Source organism: Paenibacillus sp. LjRoot56, assembly GCF_964253335.1.
GTDB classification, from domain to species: domain Bacteria; phylum Bacillota; class Bacilli; order Paenibacillales; family NBRC-103111; genus Paenibacillus_E; species Paenibacillus_E allorhizoplanae.
The window spans coordinates 1,027,725-1,043,944 of the sequence record NZ_CAXURV020000001.1 but is presented as its reverse complement, the minus strand read 5'-3'; the positions used below and the strand labels follow the sequence as shown (position 1 = coordinate 1,043,944).

11 protein-coding genes are annotated in these 16,220 nt (G+C 47.9%); 6 read left to right on the top strand and 5 right to left on the bottom strand.

Features of this window, described 5'->3' with window-relative positions:
• Positions 1–21: 21 nt before the first annotated feature.
• The 3 genes from ACSQ8O_RS04785 to ACSQ8O_RS04775 all read right to left on the bottom strand — a co-directional run bounded on the left by ACSQ8O_RS04785 (position 22) and on the right by ACSQ8O_RS04775 (position 6,781).
• Positions 22–1,230: a multidrug effflux MFS transporter gene (locus tag ACSQ8O_RS04785; RefSeq protein ID WP_436240638.1), complete on the bottom strand. Its 1,209-nt coding sequence runs from the start codon at positions 1,228–1,230 to the stop codon at positions 22–24.
• Positions 1,231–1,652: 422 nt separating this feature from the next.
• Entirely contained in the window at positions 1,653–4,943 is a 3,291-nt protein-coding gene (locus ACSQ8O_RS04780; RefSeq protein WP_436240637.1) for an OmpL47-type beta-barrel domain-containing protein, read from the bottom strand.
• Between the two features lie 704 nt (positions 4,944–5,647).
• Positions 5,648–6,781 carry an NADH:flavin oxidoreductase gene (locus tag ACSQ8O_RS04775; RefSeq protein ID WP_436240636.1) on the bottom strand — a complete coding sequence of 378 codons (1,134 nt, stop codon included), beginning with the start codon at positions 6,779–6,781 and terminating at the stop codon, positions 5,648–5,650.
• Between the two features lie 152 nt (positions 6,782–6,933).
• On the opposite strand from ACSQ8O_RS04775, the gene ACSQ8O_RS04770 reads away from it, so the two are divergent.
• Together ACSQ8O_RS04770 and ACSQ8O_RS04765 are read left to right on the top strand one after the other, a co-directional pair.
• On the top strand, positions 6,934–7,263 hold the full coding sequence (locus ACSQ8O_RS04770) for an ArsR/SmtB family transcription factor (protein ID WP_436241942.1): 330 nt from the start codon (positions 6,934–6,936) through the stop codon (positions 7,261–7,263).
• Between the two features lie 242 nt (positions 7,264–7,505).
• Entirely contained in the window at positions 7,506–8,543 is a 1,038-nt protein-coding gene (locus ACSQ8O_RS04765; protein ID WP_436240635.1) for a glycosyltransferase, read from the top strand.
• 71 nt (positions 8,544–8,614) lie between these two features.
• Here ACSQ8O_RS04765 and ACSQ8O_RS04760 read toward each other — a convergent pair whose 3' ends face one another.
• Entirely contained in the window at positions 8,615–10,606 is a 1,992-nt protein-coding gene (locus tag ACSQ8O_RS04760) for a glycosyltransferase (RefSeq protein ID WP_436240634.1), read from the bottom strand.
• A gap of 371 nt (positions 10,607–10,977) precedes the next feature.
• On the opposite strand from ACSQ8O_RS04760, the gene ACSQ8O_RS04755 reads away from it, so the two are divergent.
• Genes ACSQ8O_RS04755 through ACSQ8O_RS04740 form a run of 4 tightly spaced genes read left to right on the top strand, consistent with a single transcriptional unit; the run spans position 10,978 to position 13,847 of the window.
• The gene (locus ACSQ8O_RS04755; protein ID WP_436240633.1) at positions 10,978–12,003 is read left to right on the top strand and encodes a GHMP family kinase ATP-binding protein; all 1,026 of its coding nucleotides are present in this window, start codon (positions 10,978–10,980) and stop codon (positions 12,001–12,003) included.
• A gap of 2 nt (positions 12,004–12,005) precedes the next feature.
• On the top strand, positions 12,006–12,590 hold the full coding sequence (locus ACSQ8O_RS04750) for a D-sedoheptulose-7-phosphate isomerase (RefSeq protein WP_436240632.1): 585 nt from the start codon (positions 12,006–12,008) through the stop codon (positions 12,588–12,590).
• A 4-nt stretch (positions 12,591–12,594) separates the two neighbouring features.
• On the top strand, positions 12,595–13,299 hold the full coding sequence (locus ACSQ8O_RS04745; protein WP_436240631.1) for a nucleotidyltransferase family protein: 705 nt from the start codon (positions 12,595–12,597) through the stop codon (positions 13,297–13,299).
• A complete protein-coding gene (locus ACSQ8O_RS04740) occupies positions 13,296–13,847 on the top strand; it encodes a D-glycero-alpha-D-manno-heptose-1,7-bisphosphate 7-phosphatase (protein ID WP_436240630.1) in 552 nt (183 codons plus the stop codon). The genes ACSQ8O_RS04745 and ACSQ8O_RS04740 overlap by 4 nt, the downstream gene beginning before the upstream one ends.
• A gap of 748 nt (positions 13,848–14,595) precedes the next feature.
• Here the strand turns inward: ACSQ8O_RS04740 and ACSQ8O_RS04735 are convergent.
• Positions 14,596–16,218: a response regulator transcription factor gene (locus tag ACSQ8O_RS04735; protein WP_436240629.1), complete on the bottom strand. Its 1,623-nt coding sequence runs from the start codon at positions 16,216–16,218 to the stop codon at positions 14,596–14,598.
• Positions 16,219–16,220: the final 2 nt, after the last annotated feature.

Genomic DNA, 16,220 nt, shown 5'->3' with positions numbered 1-16,220 from the left:
TTTTAAAAAAGTGAGCTGCACTTACGCTTTTTCTCGCGTCAGGTAAACAAAACAGAGTACGCTACCCAGCTCCATGACAGCGATGATGATACCTAGAGGTACGGCCGTCTGACTGCCGCCAAGACCAACAAGCGGTGCTACTAAACCGCCGATGACGAACGTCATCAATCCGAGCAAGGCTGCGGCGCTGCCGGCTGTTTTGCCTTGATTTTGCAGCGCTAAGGAAGAAGTTGATACGGAGACCGGACCAATACAAGCCACGATGAGGAAGAACGCTGGCAGTATCATAACGAGCCCTGCCCCGATAAGTGTTGCAACGAGCAGCAGCAGTCCTCCTAGAACGGCCATCACTAAGCCTCCAGCTAACAGACGGTGATTGCTCACTTTACCCGCGAGTCGCCCCGTAATTTGCCCGGCAAGGATGACACCAGCCCCATTCACCGCGAAGATCACACTGAACATTTGGGGAGAAACACCAAATATATCCTGCAAAACAAACGGCGATCCCGAAATATATGCAAACATCCCCGCGAAAACGAGCCCTTGCGTCAACGCATAGCCCATGAACAAACGGTCCGTGAGCAAACCGCGGAATATACGCAGTGTATTCGTAAGCCCTCCTTTGGAGCGGCGTTCTGGCGGATGGGTTTCTTTTAGCCCAAGTACAACAATAATTAGCATCACGACGCCGATCAAGCTGAGCACAAGAAACACACCGCGCCATGAGGTGAATTGCAGCAGTTGGCCACCGATAATCGGAGCTAGGATGGGAGCCGAACCATTCACGAGCATCAGCAGTGCAAAAAATTTCGTCAACGCCACGCCCTCATACATATCACGAACGATCGCTCGGGAAATGACGATCCCAGCAGCTCCCGCCATCCCCTGCACAAAGCGCAGAATCAGGAACGCCCAGATCGATGGCGCAACCATGCAAAGTGCAGAGGCGACACCATAAATCAGGAGGCCGACCAACAAAGGCATGCGTCTTCCGCGCACATCACTCACCGATCCAGCAATGAGCTGGCCTAGCGAGAGACCGAGCATGCAGGCGGTTAAGCTCATTTGTGCGAGCGAAGTTGTTGTATGGAGATCACCCGCAATGACAGGCAGCGCCGGCAGGTACATATCGAGAGAAAGTGGCCCGAAGGAGGCGAGTAAACCGAGCACTAGCACCATCCATAAGCGGCTGCCGCTCGTTGTTTCTTTGGCTTGTGAAGCGATAGACATAATGAGATCACATACTTTCTTAATTATCCATTTAACCTACCATTGGGATATAGTTTTGTCTAGCTTGTTCCTCCTGAAGGGAAAACCTGCTACTTAGGAGCCTTGAGGGGACGGGAAAGGGAACCTAGGTGCGCTATTTTTGACTAAAACTGCGGAATGGCTGTGGAAGGGAACGTAGGGGCGCTATTGGTGCCATTTCCGCTTACCCCCCCCCTTTTTTCTTGGAAATAGCGCACACTCGTTCCCTTCCAGCCCCAAAAACAGTAAATTTCACGAAATAGCGCACTCTCGTTCCCTTCGTCTGAAGCTGGGGTCGGGGTTGGGTCGAGGCGGGTTGAAACTCCCCCATCCCAAACACAAACAACCCCTCTGGTCTCCAACCAGAAGGGCTGTTCTTCATGCTCTACTTTCAGTACCTCAGGCTACTTCGTAACCGTGACACTCACCACGTCGCTAGATGTCACGCCAGCTGCATTGAACAGCTCGACGCGATACTTATAAACACCGATTGCACGACCAGCGATTGCTGTAACAGCGCTTTGTGCGCTTGGTGAAGCGGATTGCAAACTTTTCTCATCAATGAGCACGTCATTTTCGTAGAGGCGATACCCTGTTGCGTTGGTGCCCCACCACATGTTCATGGTCACATTGTAGTTGCCATCCCCATCCCAATTATTCTGTGATAGAACTGGTTTACCTGGGGATGCCTCTGTGATCGTTACAACGATTGGCTGACTGGTTGTCGTACCGAATATATTAATAAGTTCACTGGTATACGTGTATGTGCCGTTTGGTTTACCGGATACATCCACTTTGGCGACTTGAGCCGCTGGGGAGGCATCGGAAAGTGTTTTCGTGCTGATGAGAACACCGTTCTCGTATAGTTTGAAAATGGAACCATTATTCCCCCACCACATGTTCATGGTGATCGTGTAGTTGCCATCTTTTAAACCAGTATAGCCGTTATTGGAAGATAAAACAGGCTGGCCAGGAGCGCCGCTCGATAATGGTTTAACCACATTAAATGTCTGCGAAGCAGTCGTCGTGTTCCCTGCAGCATCCGTTACAAGGTACGCCACCGTGTGCGCACCTACGGCTAAACTTCCTGCGGCAATCGTTTGGCCACTTGTAATCGCATTGCCATCCAAGGTCAGGGATTGCTCTGCAACACCCGAAATGGCATCGTTGGCAGCCAAATCGAAAGTCATTGAAGTTGTCGTCGTTACATCCTTCACCGCATGACCCGATTCCGTAAGGGTCGCTGTTGGCGCTGTTTTATCCAGCTTCACTTGCAAGGACTTTGCCGCTTCAACATTGCCAGCAGCATCCGTAGAGGAATAGCTCAATGTTGTTAAGCCCTCAGCATTAACTAAGATTGGCGCTGTATACGCAGCTGAATTCCCACCATTACTACTGTATTGCGTAGCCACTGTACCTGCTTGATCATCTACAGCTGTTAATGTGACGTTAACATCATCCTTGAACCAACCCGCTCCGTTCGGTGCACTGGAAAGGATAGCTGTCGTTACTGGTGCTGCGGTATCTGCTGACACGCTGAAATCGCTCAAGCCCCGTGGCTTCAATTGGAATACACCTTTGAAAATAGCGCCAACACCTTGAATCGTCACCTTTTGCCCCGCTGTGTAAGGGAAAGTGCTTAAGGACAAACCTGTTCGTGTATCGACACGAATGTGGTTGCTTACGCCGTCTTTGACAGCGTCAAATTCAAATGAACCCGTCGGTGTTGCCGTGATGATATTGCTAATCGTTACATCGCTAAGTGTGAGCAGTTGCCCTTGGTTGTCCGCTGACACAGCGGATACTGGGGTTGGTGCTGGGAGTGCAGCGACGCCTGTTTTGGCAATCTCTACAGGATCAGCAAGCTCAAATTCCGTGTTGAATAGCGCTGTTGAAGCTGTTACTTTTACCGTATCCCCTTGGTGGAAGCCACTCAAGCTTTGGAACACATAGACACCGCCTGCTGCATCTTGTAAGTAGAAGGCTTGCCCGCCAAAAGCACCCGGCTCTGTCGTAACAACACCCTCTACCGTCACCAGGGTTCCTGCTGCTTTGGCACGTGCTTCCGAAATGGCAATCTTGGCAGGAATCGGATTCTCCTCTTCCGGCAAGCTTTCTGGAGGTACATTTCCAAGAGTGACGGCTTCAGTTTTTATATTCGTGCCATTCAGGCGCAATCTGAGATTCGCTGGTGCGGTCGTTCCCGGAACAACACGTACATTCAAGTCCTTCGTCGCGTGTCCGTTGATATCTGCGGTTACGCTAAACGTGGAGCTATACGCATAAGCCGTTGGCCAGGTGCCATCTGCATTTTGTACCTTGGCGATTTGTGATCCACCGCTGACCAGGTAAATGCCAAGGCTGAAGCCCGTTACCGTTGTCGATGGTGGTAAGTTATCCACAACGACTCTGATCGGGAAGTCTGCCGCATTCGGCAATACCGCTTGTTTCACGAAACTGTATGTCGTATTCGCCGTAGCTGCAGGTCCGCCATACGAGCCGGCCTTGAACGTGCTGCGGTCGTACCATTTGTAGCCCGCGTTGGGTGCTGCCCAAGGCTCTGGCTGTGGCTCCGTTGATGCCGCTGGAGCTTCAAAAGGCAACAATGCCGTCGGCTGATCCAGCTGCAAGCCGCTTACTTCAGCGAAGCTGGTATAGCTTTCTTTGGTCGAAAGCCAGTTCACCATATTGACGAGCAGCGTTCCATCGTCCACTTCTTTGAACCCATCATACGTCGTCTTCTTCGCGCCTGTATCCTCGCGCACATATTTCGGCGTTGCATCCTCGACCGGTGAGGAATCCCCGATGAAGGCAGCTTTCCCTGCGCCTGCTTTTGCAACAGCCACGTAAGGTCCTTCTGCCACTCCGCCTCCGTTATACACACCTTGATCAACCGCACTCGCCCAAGCTTCATTCGTTTGCGGCAAGTACACAATACCTTTCGCCTTCGTCGGATCAATAATGGCTAGCGTAGATCCTGCGTGCATCGCCACACTGGAGACACCTGTCGTAATCCCAAAAGCTTGCGCAGGCGCTACGATGTTATTCGCATTAATATCGCCGAGGGCGTTATAGCGGAAACGCAGACCGAACTGTGTCGCCAGCCAGTCCGAGCTAGCAACATCTTGCATAGCCGAAGACGCTGACTCTTCCGCGCTCATTCCTGCTGCTGGGTTCGTCCAGGCACCACGGCGATAGCCGTTGAAGACCTCGGAGCCATCCCAGCGGTTTTTGTTCCGGTCGGCATTGTAATGATCGCCGATGAAAAATATACTGCCGCCTGCCGCTACATATTGGGCTAAGGCGTTTTGCTCACTTGTTTTGTACGGAACATTGGACTCCGCTACCACGAACACATCATAACCGCTCAAATCGGCCAAGGTAATTGGCGTTGTTTTGCGAAGTTCTTTTACATAATAACCATTATTCGCTAATGCATTGCCGAAGTCCGAAAAAGCCCCATCAATGACCCAATCCGCTGCTCCAGCGGTCTGCTCATGTGTGTTGTCAAAAAGTACTTTCTTCCCCGCATTCCCATTGACGACTTTGGCTTCAATGAACGGCGCTGGATCTGTCGGTCCCTCCGCCATCACGGCCTGCCAGCTGCTTGTAGCCAGCACTTGGAACGGTATTGCTACTGTCAACGCCAACGTTGTCTTCCATAACCTCGTCTTCCATCCTTTGAGCCTACTCATTACAATTCCTCCTTAGCTTATTGGCTGAGTCAAAATCTTTTCTACATAAGCGCTTGCTTATCGGACAGACAAGCTAGCTAAGAACCATCTTATTTTACCATAGGATAATTGCGAAATTTGCTATTTTATTGTAAACACATGGAAATTTGTGCAGGATACCAAATAACTAGATGGATTTCCAAAAGGGGATGGAATATATGTGTTTACAGATACTCCACCTCCTAATACCGCCTCCTCTTGCCCATACCATCTAACTTCACCTCCACTTGTCCCCTTTCTAAAGTTAGATGGAGATTATACAGTTATTTCAGGCGATCTCCCCCACAAATTGGATTTAGATGGAATGGGTACAGGTAATTCAACCCGATTCAGCGGAAATGGCGAGAATGGCTAAAATTAGCTGCCTTTTTTCCAGTTAGTTCACTAAACAGCTCGGAAATCACGAATTAAGATGGAGGTTTTCCAGTTATTCTGCAGGAGGAGGCATGGGTGGTCCTAATCAAGCAAGCGCTGCAAGTGTCACCATCTCGAATGGCTCAAGCTGGACCGATACGGCAGGTAATGAGATACAAGCCCGAAGCGGTAATATTTTAAAAGTAGGATAGCATTTGGCTATTAGCGGTAAAAAGAAAAACAAGGCAGCCGGAACATCCGGTTGCCTTGTTTCGTTGTAGCCAGACAGCGAGTTTAACGCGTCTCATGGCTTAAGATAAACGTTGTAGAGCATCAACGGTGAATGGAAGTAACTCGTCGAATCGACCGCCCCGCACTTTGTCAGCCCAAGCAGGGTCAACCAACAGCGCGCGTCCAATCGCAACGAGATCGAACTCATTCTGCTCTAGGCGAACAAGCAGCTCATTGATGTCAGCCGTACCTGCGCTTTTCCCTCTGAAGGAGCCTAGGAATTCATCATCTAAACCAACGGATCCCACTGTAATCGTAGGTTTGCCCGTTAACTGCTTTACCCAGCCTGCGAAATTGAGGTCAGATCCTTCGAACTCGGGTTCCCAGAACCTGCGAGTCGAGCAGTGGAATATATCTACGCCAGCTTCTACGAGTGGTGCAAGCAATTGACCGAGCAACTCAGGTGTAGCAGCGAGTTTGGCCGTATACTCGGCCGATTTCCATTGTGACAGCCTAATAATAATCGGGAAATCTGGCCCTACTGCGCGGCGGCAAGCTTCAATGATTTCAACAGCGAATCGCGTGCGAGCCAACATACTGCCACCGTACTTATCCGTACGCTGATTCGTTCTCTCCCACAGGAACTGATCAATCAAGTAACCATGGGCGCCATGGAGCTCGATGCCATCGAAACCGATTCGTTTCGCATCCGCTGCCGCTTGCGCGAAAGCTTCTACGACTTGATCAATGTCCGCCTGTGTCATTGGCTCATTCACTTGTTTACCAGCTAAATCGCGGCCAGATGGTCCAATCGATGGTACTTCCGGATGCGGAAGTGAACCATTCGGTCGAGTCATTCCGACATGCCAGAGCTGAGGTACGATACGTCCTCCTGCTTCATGCACAGCAGTGACAACACGTTTCCAACCTGCGAGCGCGTCTTCTCCATGGAAGTTAGGGATATTGGGATTGTCGGTTGCCGCTGGATGATTGATGAGTGTACCTTCGGTAATAATAAGACCAACGCCATTCTCTGCGCGGCGACGGTAATAATCCACCACGTCCTGCCCAGGGACACCTCCTGGTGAGAAGGCTCGCGTCATCGGAGCCATCACGACTCGATTCGCTAAACTAAGATTGCCTAGTGTAAAAGGTTGGAACAACGCCTCCACAGAATGAGATTGCGTCGTTTGATTGGTATTGGTAGTAGACATGGTCGTTCCTCCGTTTCATTTGGGGGCAGCTTGTTTATCTAATGCGTTCCCCGCACTTCTCGTTTCTTTAATTCGATTATTATCGAACAATAGAAATATAGCACGCAATGTGGTAAAATGCAATCACTAAGCGTCAACGAGGAGGAAGCATCCTGAAAGTACTATTTCACCCAGACAAAGCGGATATGCATCTCTCATCCGTCCTCTATGCGTTAAGCGATCCCGTCCGATTATCTATTGTCTCAGACATCCACAAATTAGGGGAATGCACCTGCGGCGGCATTGATGTAACCGTCGTTAAATCGACCTTGTCTCATCATGTGCGCACGATGCGTGAAGCTGGCGTTGTCCAAGTCCGCGTGCAGGGGACTCAGCGCTTCTTGTCATTACGCAAGGATGATCTAGAAGAAAGATTCCCTGGTCTGCTCAATTCGATCCTGCATGCTTACGAAAACTCCATCGAACCTATCCCCGAAGCATAATGAATGTGATGAGATGAAAATTTTATATGTAGATTAGACAAAGTAAATCGTTGAAAGAAAAGGAGCTAAACAGATTTGTGTTTAGCTCCTTTTCTTTGCTATCTTTCCACCGCTGCTTTCTATCGCTGCGATTGGGCTGGCAAAAACTCATACGTAGTTATTCGTCCATTCGTAGGTAGAATCACCTGAATATACTAAGTTGGATTACAGATCGCTCAACTATACAGCGAAGGAGGTCCTCTATGAAAAAAGTTCTCCGGCAGGTAGTTAGAAAGACGACCAAAACGAACCGGAAACAAAAGCTGCTGAAGAGAAGCCGCAGGAAAAATGGCATCAAATTGACACAACGGCGGAGAACAATCAAATTACGCAAGCGTCCTTTGCGAACTATAAAATTTCGCAAGCGCCTACTGCGAAAAGTTAAAAAACGCTTGCGAAGAAGCAAATCATTACGATTGACTCCACAGGTCAAGCAGCCCCCTCCTTTATTAAATGTTCCTGTCGTTTATGAACCGCTGAATGTTCCGCATGCTCCGCTACTCGAGCCGAAGCCCAAGCTTTCCGTCATTGTGCCGATCTTAAATGAAGAAAAGTTCCTTCCTCTGTTTCTAGAAAGTGTCGCTTCCTATGCAGATGAAATTCTTATTGTGGACGGAGGAAGCACCGACGACAGTGTAAATATCATCAATCAGTGGAAAAACCGCGCGAATATTCGGCTATTCCAAATTAAGCAGACGGGCTTACCCTACTCTGATGATTGGAACGAGTCCATCGTAAGGAATTTCCTGGTCGACCAAGCAACTGGAGATTGGATTATGGCGATCGATGCAGATGAAATCATGGATGATAGCTTCCGTGATGCATTGCCTAGACTTATGCTCCAGAAAGAAGCGGATGCTATCTCATTTCCGTGGGTACAATTCTGGATGAATCCCCAAACCGTACGAATTAGTGCACCGAACGACGAACACTGGTCTGTCAATAAATGGTTTATGTGGCGCAATCATATGGGTATCCGATACGACGATGCCAAGAATCACTGCAAAGTGCATCTGTTCGGACGTTACATGTGGGAAATTCCCAATAGGGCTGAGCCGATTTCAGCCTTCCATTATCATTATGCTTTCGGTTCCCGCGTTAAAGCGAACGATAATCGTCGCCGTGATATCGATCAATACTTAGGGAAACCGGTGGATCGTATCGAATATGACATCGTGACGAAGCCTTTTACTGAGAAACATCCAGCTGTTATGGAACGTTATTTTGCTAAAATGGTATGAAAACAAATAAAAAGTGACCAAAAGTCGAAACTTTCGGTCACTTTTTATCATTTCTCTATGTTTCTCCTTCACTATAAAGCGGACATCATACTCTCTAAGGCTTTTGATCTGGAGAAGTAAGTTTCCACGTACATCCTGCTTTGTTCGGCCTTATGCGCTAATAGACTGTGATTATGGTATAACTGGATGATTTGCTCGGCAAATGCATAAGGGGCATTCATAGGTTCAATAATCTCCCTAATATTCTGCAGCCCTTCTATCCCCGTGCTGGTCGTAACTACTGGCATGTGGTGACGCATTGCTTCCACCGTTTTGCCTTTCACGCCTGCACCGTACCGAAGTGGGATGATGGCAATTTTCGTATTTCCATACAGCTGTCTAAGCACATCGTCTGGTATAAATCCTGTGACAGTAACCCGATCCGATTGTAATCCTACTACATCAGGCGGTGGGTTGGAACCAGCGACGAACATGTGTATATCAGGAATCGCCTGTTGCACAATAGGCAGGATATCGCGACAAAACCACAAAATACCGTCGGTGTTAGGACTATGACCGAAGCCGCCAACAAAGAGTAGGCCATTGCGTTCACTCCATTGCTTTGTTGTCGGTATCGTATGGTCAAAGTAGTAAGCCGGAAGCAAAACAGTAGTTTTATTTGGAAAATTCCCTTCAATAATTCGTTTTTCTGAGTCGCTGCAGGTGAGAACGGTATCCGCTTTGCTGAACATGTCGAACTCCAGCCTTTTATAGAACTCAGATGCTTGCAGCAGTTCGCGGTTGTTCTCCAATCCGAATCGCTTCAGCTCCCGGATATAATGCATGTCATGGCCATAATACAGAATTTTCGCCCGGGTATAGGCTTTGATTAGATCCATATATTGATGTGAAATGTTAGGCCGGTTCAACAGAACATAATCAATGTAATCCTTGTGCTTAACAATCCAGTGCTCGTAATACCTGCGGTCCTGCGGTCCGTAAAGGATCTCAATGCCGAGCTGTTCTAGCTCTGAACCATAAGGCTCCGGTTTGATGAAATTGTCTGGTAAAAATTTGACATTAAAGCCCATATCCACAAATAGTTTCAGATACATAAATGTCGTTCGGCTGCCCGCATCTTTGTCGAAGCTTGGAACGCCATAGTCAATGACAAGTATGGTTTTTTTATTCCTTGAGCGTTCCCTCGCCCAAAATATGTGCTCACCATCATCAAGATGATCCCGCTGCAGTACGCCCGCCCATTTTTCTCTAAATTTCTGTTGGTTAATCACCTGGTATTTTTTTATTCCTGAGTTGAGGTCTGTACCGTGGGATATGCCCTCGTAGTGCACGACAACAGATTTGGGTTGATAGATAACCTTGTACCCGTGTTGTCTTGCTTTGAATGCAATGTCCACATCCTCTGAGTAAGCAGGTGCGAAATGCTCGTCAAATCCGCCTATTCCATTCCATACGTCTTTGCGAATCATGATCGATGCCCCTGAGATATAATCCACTTCCTTGACATAGTTGTATTCATGTTTGTCTGGGCTATCTAATCGACCGAAATTCCAAGCATACCCGTTATTATAGACAATACCGCCAGCCTCCTGAAGTCTTCCATCCGGGTATATCAACTTAGAGCCTACGATTCCAATGGTTGGATCTTTCTCGGGTAAAGATAATAGATGCGCCAACCAACCCGGAGTCACTTCGGTATCATTATTCAAAAATAATACATACTTTCCTCTAGAAATCGCTGCCCCACGATTACAATTATGAAGGAATCCCCTCTTCACCTTATTGCGGATGACAGTGACTCCTTTGACGAAATGTCCGATACGTGTTGTTAAGTCGTTTGAGTGATCGTCCATCACGATGATCTCATAAGGAATTCCATGTGTATTCTGAACGATGGACATCAAACATTTGTAAGTAAAACTCCAGTTGTTGTAGACCGGAATAATAATACTGACTAGTGGCTGAGACGAGCTCGGTACCACTAGCCTATTCACGAGTCGCAATCCTTTACGGACCCGCCGGCCTTTCAAACGTCTGCTCCTGTTGCGTTGATAAAGCTTCATAACTGACCGTTTTCTCCGATTCTTCCACCTTGCACGTACGGATTTCCCACGTTTGAGCACTAGTCGCCGGCCTTTATATCTACGAAGCTTACGTACGCGAATAGACCCCAATATCTTTCTGTTAGTTCTGTTAGTTCTCTTAGTTCTCCTAGCCTTTAGCTTCACCTAAACACCTCCCGGCACACTTCATTAACACATAGCTATACTATTCCCTCTGTAAAAGGTCTGAATGGGACAAACGTTTATTTTCAAAAAGCACGAAGGGTGGAAAATATTCGACGCAGCACCATCCGTCCATACAAGTTGTCTTACTCCTACATATGCTGAATTGGTTATGAAGTATATTGGACAACATGGAACGGAGGTAGCACATGATCATTAGATCTAAAGCTCCTTTAAGATTGGGGCTAGCCGGAGGCGGAACGGATGTGTCGCCCTACTGCGACTTATTCGGAGGATGCGTACTAAATGCGACGATTGATTTATACGCTTATTGCACGATTGAAGTCTTCGATGACGGTAACCTTACTTTTATCGCTGCGGATCTCAATGAAGAATTCACCACCGTCCCTCTCCCCGAACTAGAGTTGGATGGCCGTCTAAGCTTGCATAAAGGCGTGTATAACCGGATTGTTAAACAGTTTAGGCAGGACGAGCCACTCTCTTTTCGGATGACCACCTATTCTGACGCTCCCGCAGGATCCGGTCTCGGTTCATCATCCACGATGGTGGTCGCTATGCTGAAGGCTTTCGTAGAATGGCTTAATTTGCCACTCGGGGAATATGAAATTGCTCAACTTGCCTATGACATCGAGCGTATCGATGTGGGATGGGGTGGCGGTAAGCAGGATCAATATGCAGCCACCTTTGGTGGATTCAACTTTATTGAGTTTTACGAAAATAATCGGGTCATTGTGAACCCACTTCGGGTAAAAAACTGGATTATCAGTGAATTGGAGAGCTCTATGATTTTATATTACACAGGAGCATCAAGGGAATCTGCCAAGATCATTGACGAACAAGTCCGCAATACACGGAATAACAAACAGTCCACCCTAAAAGCAACCCATATTGTGAAAGCGGAGGCTTACGCGATTAAGGAATGTATATTAAAGGGGGAAATCAACAAGTTTGCTGAGCACTTGGGAAAATCCTGGAGTGCCAAAAAAAAGATGGCAGCCTCTATTACGAACGATCGAATTGACTTCATATACGATACGGCGATGAATGCCGGTGCACTAGCAGGCAAGGTATCCGGAGCAGGAGGAGGCGGATTTATGATGTTTATCGTGGATCCCGTCAAACGCATACAGGTTGTACATCGCTTGAACGAATTAGGAGGTAAAGTGTTTCAATTCCATTTTACAAAGAGCGGAACGCAAGGATGGAGGGTATAAGTTTGAAAGCGTATATTAGCAGCGAAATTTTACGGGCAATGGAGATTAAAAGGGCGATTTCAAAGGATAGCGATATACTTCGTTTAATTGAGCAGGCAGCAAGAAATATGATCGAGGTTTACCGAAACGGTAATAAAATAATGCTCGGTGGCAATGGAGGAAGTGCAGCCGATGCCCAGCATATTGCCGGCGAATTCGTCAGTCGTTTTTATTTCGACCGACCCGGCCTGCCTTGCATCGCGCTTACGACGGATAGCTCCATTCTTACTGCAATCGGAAACGACTACGGATATGAACAGTTGTTTGCACGGCAAATTCAAGCTAACGGACAACGTGGAGACATATTTATTGGCATTTCCACATCCGGCAACTCGCCCAATGTGATCAGAGGTTTAGAAATGTGCCGTGCTATGGGCATCACGACAATTGGTTTGACCGGTGAATCGGGTGGCCGCATGGCTGCCCTATGCGATATCTGCATACGGATCCCCTCCCAAGAAACCCCAAGAATTCAAGAAGCGCATATTCTGATTGGCCATATTTTGTGTGCGATTGTAGAAGAATCTATATTTGGTAAGGGATTTTAACCCTATGGAAGCCATCATATTAGCTGGCGGGCTGGGGACACGTTTGCGGGAGGTTATCTGGGATTTACCCAAACCGATGGCTCCCGTAGGGGGCAAGCCATTTCTTCATTACATTCTTGAGCGATTGGAGATGCAAGGGGTTCGCAGGGTGATCCTTGCGGTTGGATACAAACATGAAACCATTAGCTCTTATTTCGGCCATCGTTTCGGAGAAATAAGAATCGCTTATTCGGTGGAAGAAGAACCGCTAGGAACCGGAGGAGCTCTGAAGAAGGCGATGACTCAGATTTCCAGCGATCAGGTGCTTGTACTAAATGGAGACACGTTGTTCCAAGTCGATATCCCGCAGTTGGTTCAGGTTCATAATAACCGCGCTGCCGACCTAACGCTTTCACTTAAGCCGATGAAACGCTTTGACCGATATGGTGCCGTTATCGTAAGTTCGGACTGTAGGGTGTTGAGCTTTGAGGAGAAACGAATGTGCGAATCCGGCTTAATTAATGGTGGTGTCTACGTAGCTCGTACCGATTTATGGGATCCGTTCGAGCTGTTAGCCCCATTTTCATTTGAGCAATTTCTAGGAAGTCCTGATGCACAGAAGCTTCACATGTATGGTTTCCCGAGTGAAGGTTATTTTATCGATATCGGTATTCCGGAAGACTATGAGCGTGCGAAGTCTGAGCTTGGAACCGGAAGTGGAGACAGATGAGACCAAAGGCGCTTTTGCTCGACCGGGATGGTGTTATTAACATTGAAAAGTCTTATGTTCACAAAGTAGAGGATTTCGAGTTTAGTAAGGGTATATTCGAAACACTCTTACGCTTTCAGCATGCGGGGTTTTTACTCATCATCGTAACCAATCAAGCGGGTATTGGCCGGGGTTTTTACACGGAGGACGACTTTTGGGCCTTAACGGCATGGATGACGGAGCAATTCGAGGCACATGGGATCCAGATTGCCAAAGTCTATTTTTGTCCCTATCACCCTGTACACGGCATCGGTGAATACAAACAAGATGCATTCTGTCGAAAGCCGCATCCGGGTATGATTTTGCAAGCAAAGCGAGAGTTTCAGCTAGATCTTACCTCATCGGTGATCATAGGTGATAAAGAGAGTGACATCGAAGCAGGTCTGCGCGCTGGAGTCGGAACCACAATCTTGATCCGCAACTGTGAGGCAAGTTCTGCTACGGCGGCTACGTTTACTGTGAAGCATGTAGGAGAGGCGGTTGAGCGTTTTTTCGGAACATGCAAATAAGCCATCACTTGAAAAAAAGGCGGCATGCGCCGCCCATTTTGATATTTGTGCGCTAGCACGCGATGGCCGACGGGGCTACTTCCCTTCCGCACAATATTTGTGCGCTAGCGTGTTATGGGCGCAGAGCCCGCAAAATTGCCACACTTAGAAGGGAATCCTGCAATTATTTTGCAGGATTTTTGTGCTTTCACAGCGGGGGGCACTACAATGTTGTCAGGTTAGGTAATCGGGTGGCATTCCGGCGGATGAGCTAATGCTGGCGTTGGCGGGGCACTTCGGCGGTGGTGAGGCAACGCGGCTTCCTCTTCTCTCAAAAATGCAAAAGTACAACCCTTTTTACTAATTTATAGTTGGTATTGGTAAATACGTGCGAATAGGCATCCTTTTTAACGTATTTCATGATAATCTCTTGAAATCACTCCAAATTGATGCCTATTTGCATCAATTTCCAATAACGGAGGGGAGAACCCATTCGAAAAGTGCTCTTTTGCATTTTTGACAGGGTTAGCGGACTTAAACTTGAGAGTTCTTAGAAAATCAACCATCTTACTCCTTCGGGCAATACATTTGTTGCTTCCAATACCTTGCTACATGACTCCATATTCTCCTCCAACTTCACATTACTCCACTTTTCCCCACATTCTTCTCTTTAACCTCACTACTCTCCAATTACTCTCATTACACTCATATCATACTGCTCTTATTACTCACTACTCATATTGGGGGAGAGTCGGGGCGGGGGAGGGCACTAGCTCCCCTTCGTCTGCCCCCGATACGCATTAGGCACGAAGCCGGTATGCGCCTTGAACAGCTTGCCGAAGTAGTTCTTATTCTCGTAGCCGAGCATATCCGAGATTTGTTCCACGCTTTTATCCGTGATCTCCAGAAGCTCCTTCGCTTTCTCCATCTTCATCCGCGTCACGTACTCGATGAAGTTCTCACCAGTCTCCCGTTTGAACAAACGGCTCAAGTAGCTTGGGTGCAGATGCAGATGCGCCGCGGCATCTTCCAGTGATATTTTCGTATCGAGATGGTTGTATACGAACCGCTGACACTCCAGAATCTCACGATTATGAGATTCCCGATACACTTGTCCCGCCCACTCGATGGCCTGCTGCAAATAATCCTTGAGCCACAGCTCCATTTCGCGAATGGAGGACAATTCGTGCACATCATGATGCAGCAACTCCGAGGAAAACGTCGATTGATAGTGCTGCAGCGACTTGAGGCGCATCCGCACATCGAGGATCATTTTGAGCAGCCAATCCTTCACCTCAAGGGGGCGGAACCGATTGTACTGGATGTAATCGACCCACTTCGAGACGAAGGCATCAATCCCTTCTGCACGCTCATCGAACACCACACCGCGGAACTCATCCAACGCCTGCGCATACTGAGCGAGCAGTTCTCCGCCGTCCCCGAATCCTTCCCGCAAATGTTCAAGCTTGCTGATCGAGGACTCTGGCATGTAGAATCGGATCGCCTTAGCCTCCACCATGCGGATTAATTGATCCTTCAACGCCCGAACATCCTTCACCGGAGTCCCTGTGATGAACGAAAAGGAGATTTTCGCGTACTTCTGCAAGCAAGCCTGCAGCTGTCGAAGCGTCTGCTCCATCTTCTGGCTGTTGTTTACATGCAGCTCTGAGAAATGCGGGAATAACAATACAATTTCACCTGTATCGTAGGTGAACAGGGTCACTTCCTTTTGATCCACGAGCAGTTCTTCCACGATATTTTGAATCGTATATTCGAATAAATCCGTCGATTGAAACCGACTATTCGCCTCTTTCACCCGATTGGCATAGCCGAATACAGGCAGGACCGCATGCTTCGTAAGCCTTATCCCAAAATCCTCCGCTTTGGCACTCCACTCTACAGCATCGAATAATGGCTCATTCACGGTGCTTCGGATAAATTGACGCTTGGATGCGCCACGTTGCTGCGACACCTCTTTCTCAAGCTTGCGACTCTTCGACTGCTGCCGATCCTCCGCATCCAATTGCTCCTTAAGCCTGGTCAATACCTCTGTGATATTGCTGACATTCATCGTTTCCTTCAATATGTACTCACTCACCGAAAGTTTAACGGCCGCCTGCGCATAATGAAATTCATCATGACAGGAGAGAATCACAGCCTTCACGTTCGGATCCTCCTCGCGGAGGGACTTAATTAACTCCAACCCATTGATCTCAGGCATCCCAATATCGCTGATCAATACATCTATTTTGGATTGCTGACCTGCTTTCAGCGCATCCAGAGGACTCGCATAAACGCCAGTCAATTGATAGCCGAGCTCTTCCCATTTTATCGTCGTTTTCAGAAATTCAAGAACTGGAATATCATCATCTACAATCATGACGGTGTACATAG

Excerpts from the sequence above, each read along its gene's own strand:
- ACSQ8O_RS04785 (WP_436240638.1), bottom strand. The coding sequence starts at position 1,230 with ATGTCTATCGCTTCACAAGCCAAAGAAACAACGAGCGGCAGCCGCTTA.
- ACSQ8O_RS04780 (WP_436240637.1), bottom strand. The coding sequence starts at position 4,943 with ATGAGTAGGCTCAAAGGATGGAAGACGAGGTTATGGAAGACAACGTTG.
- ACSQ8O_RS04775 (WP_436240636.1), bottom strand. The coding sequence starts at position 6,781 with ATGTCTACTACCAATACCAATCAAACGACGCAATCTCATTCTGTGGAG.
- ACSQ8O_RS04765 (WP_436240635.1), top strand. The coding sequence starts at position 7,506 with ATGAAAAAAGTTCTCCGGCAGGTAGTTAGAAAGACGACCAAAACGAAC.
- ACSQ8O_RS04760 (WP_436240634.1), bottom strand. The coding sequence starts at position 10,606 with ATGAAGCTTTATCAACGCAACAGGAGCAGACGTTTGAAAGGCCGGCGG.
- ACSQ8O_RS04755 (WP_436240633.1), top strand. The coding sequence starts at position 10,978 with ATGATCATTAGATCTAAAGCTCCTTTAAGATTGGGGCTAGCCGGAGGC.
- ACSQ8O_RS04745 (WP_436240631.1), top strand. The coding sequence starts at position 12,595 with ATGGAAGCCATCATATTAGCTGGCGGGCTGGGGACACGTTTGCGGGAG.
- ACSQ8O_RS04740 (WP_436240630.1), top strand. The coding sequence starts at position 13,296 with ATGAGACCAAAGGCGCTTTTGCTCGACCGGGATGGTGTTATTAACATT.
- ACSQ8O_RS04735 (WP_436240629.1), bottom strand. The coding sequence starts at position 16,218 with ATGTACACCGTCATGATTGTAGATGATGATATTCCAGTTCTTGAATTT.